This window comes from Terrisporobacter sp. (assembly GCF_017888745.1).
GTDB lineage: Bacteria > Bacillota > Clostridia > Peptostreptococcales > Peptostreptococcaceae > Terrisporobacter.
On the sequence record NZ_JAGHFM010000260.1, the window covers coordinates 1 to 2,693 of the forward strand.

Below are 2,693 nucleotides of genomic sequence, written 5' to 3' on the forward strand. Positions count from 1 at the left end.
AAATAGCAACTCAATATGTAGACTTAAATGGCAAAGCTACTTATGATATAGAATATAATCCAAATGGTTCTTACTATGCAGTAGAAGGTATAACTAGTGCAGATGGCAGAATATTTGGTAAGATGGGTCACTCTGAAAGAATAGGGAAATATGTAATGAAAAATATAATAGGTGAAGTAGATCAGAAAATATTTGAATCTGGAGTAAACTATTTTAAATAAGATTAATTAATATCGAATAGTATACTGGTTGTATATATTAGTATACTATTTTTATTAATAAAAATATTTAGTCTAAAGTTTAAAGATTATACCAAGTTTAAATAAAAGCAAAGATAGTAGAACTATATAGTATGTATTTACAAATTGACAAAAAGTTAAAATATATTTATACAAATGATAGAATTTTACAAATTTAAAATAAGTTAATTACAAAAATAGTATACACGTCAAATATTATATAACTATAAGGTAAATATTCAGCAGAGTGGAGTATTATAGATATGATAAAACGATAATACCAATAGCGATATTAGCATCATTGATTATGACTGGATTCTCAAATACTAATACTGATAATAATACAAAAGTAGCAAAGCTTACATAATCTAATAGATGAAAAAGTACAAAGAGAAGTAAGGGAGATATTAATAGAAAATAAAATAGATAAGAAACAAGCTGATTATTTCATTAAGTTAGTAAGAGATTATAATAAAATATCACATATAAATAAATTAGATACATCAAAAATAGTATATACATCAATAGATACTCTACACGTACCATGTGATGAAGCATACTTAGGGTAAAATAAAATTATAACAGATTAGGTTATTTACATTTTAATTGTGGATTGACAGCGTTTACAATATTTAAAGATCATATTAAATCCCAAAGTAAATTTAAAGACTAAGATAACAATTTAATGTTTGACATGGATGCAATAGAAAATAATCTTATAGGTAATTTTAGTAAAGAAGAAGTTGATAAATTTTCTAATTTCTATACAACTATTCCCGTAGAAAATTCACATGATACAAATAAATTTGTACAATCTATAAAAAAGAATGGAAAAATAGAAAACATCATTTATAGATAATCCAATAGTATCCATAATAAGTGGACTTATACATCATCCAGAAGATGATCAATTATTTATAGATCATGTAGGTGTTTCAATAGAAACCAAAGATAGATTATTATTTGTTGAAAAGTGTAGTCAGAGTCTACCAATATAAGTTTCAAAATTTAAATATAAATCTGAAATGAAAGTATATTTAATGGAACGATTAGATTCTAATACAGCTGATAATGGGGGATCAAAGCCAATAATAATGGAAAATGATGAGTTAATAAAATAATATATTATAAAATGAGCTAGATGATATGATTGATCTTCATCTGGCTTATTTTATGTTGGAATAATAAATAAATTAGAAAAATAAAAGCTTAAAAAACTAATACTTCGTTGTGATAATAAAAGATTTTATAACAGAAATAGAATATAACAAGATAATTTAAAAGTTCAAAATGTAAGATTACTTATTTCTGATATTGTGTTTAAGTGTGCTAAAAGATGTAGGTTATGAAAGTAAAGAAAAATTTGTACATGTCTCATAAAAGGTTATTTTTATACTTTATTTGTTACATAGATATTTAAAATAAAATATAAATTTGGGGGCATTAAAAACTTAGAAAAATAAGAAAAAAGAGCTATTGCAGGACAATTTAAAATTATTTATGCGACAGCTCTTTTGATTCTTAAGGAACTATACTTTATTTTGTGATAAATGCTCTTTTTACGATAGATCAGATATCGATGAATATTTAGTTTTATCGGCTTATTTTTTATTTATTTTTCCTAAGTATCTATATATCGATGCTTCTGAGCTATGTAGTTGTTTTGCTACTTCAGTTACAGCACCTTTTAACATAAATACACCTCTTTGATTTAATTTGTCTATAATAATAAGTTTTTCATCCTGAGTCATTCTTTCAGGAGGAATATTAGTTAAATCTACAAATTCGTGTAATATGTCATATGTCATTTCTGAAACAGAATCAGCAAAATTTTCTGTATGAGTAGCAAGATTTAAAGGAGACAATTCATTAGATAGGTTTTTTATTTCTTCGTTAGCATCAAATATCTTGGCTAAGTTTAAAATATCTTTACTAATCTCTAAATATTTACTTTTATCCTGATTGATACAAAGTAACCCTATTAATTTTTTATTATTATCTTTAAGAAAGAATGTAGATGATTTGATGATCTTATCTCCTTTAGACTTTCCAGTATAGTTACATACATAATCCCTTTTTTCATATTCTTTATCAACTATAAATTTAAGGGCTAGGTCAGTTATAGGAGCTCCTATTTTTCTATTGCTAATATGACCATTAGCAATAGCGAGTATAGAATTTGAGTCTTCATCTATATCATGTAAAACAATTTCCGTATCAGAACCTAAAGCTTTGCCTAAAAACTCAACTAAACATGAGTATCTTAATTTATCTTCTTCCTTCATTATAAACACCTCAGTAATAAATTATTATTACAATAATAACATATTCGAACAATTTCTTCAACTATATAAATAAATATAGATATTATAAAAATATAAGGATACTACATATGTTAAATACAGGAGTAAGTAATACACACAGTTTTGGATAGATTTTATTATAAAATACAAC

General features: G+C 24.5%; 4 protein-coding genes and 1 pseudogene. 4 read left to right on the forward strand and 1 reads right to left on the reverse strand.

Going from position 1 to position 2,693, the window contains the following annotated elements:
• From J7G74_RS11890 to J7G74_RS11900, 4 genes and pseudogenes are all read left to right on the forward strand, one after another.
• A partial coding sequence (locus tag J7G74_RS11890) for a phosphoribosylformylglycinamidine synthase subunit PurQ (protein WP_297135637.1) occupies positions 1 to 221 on the forward strand: 221 nt, incomplete at its 5' end.
• A gap of 440 nt (positions 222 to 661) precedes the next feature.
• Entirely contained in the window at positions 662 to 808 is a 147-nt protein-coding gene (locus J7G74_RS16945) for a hypothetical protein (RefSeq protein ID WP_443081658.1), read from the forward strand.
• Between the two features lie 116 nt (positions 809 to 924).
• Positions 925 to 1,098, forward strand: coding sequence for a DUF4300 family protein (locus tag J7G74_RS11895; protein WP_297135640.1), 174 nt, complete (start codon positions 925 to 927; stop codon positions 1,096 to 1,098).
• Positions 1,099 to 1,126: 28 nt separating this feature from the next.
• Positions 1,127 to 1,360 (forward strand): annotated as a pseudogene (locus J7G74_RS11900) (DUF4300 family protein).
• Between the two features lie 480 nt (positions 1,361 to 1,840).
• On the opposite strand, the gene J7G74_RS11905 reads toward J7G74_RS11900, so the two are convergent.
• Positions 1,841 to 2,524 carry a helix-turn-helix transcriptional regulator gene (locus tag J7G74_RS11905; RefSeq protein ID WP_297135643.1) on the reverse strand — a complete coding sequence of 228 codons (684 nt, stop codon included), beginning with the start codon at positions 2,522 to 2,524 and terminating at the stop codon, positions 1,841 to 1,843.
• Between the last annotated feature and the right edge of the window lie 169 nt (positions 2,525 to 2,693).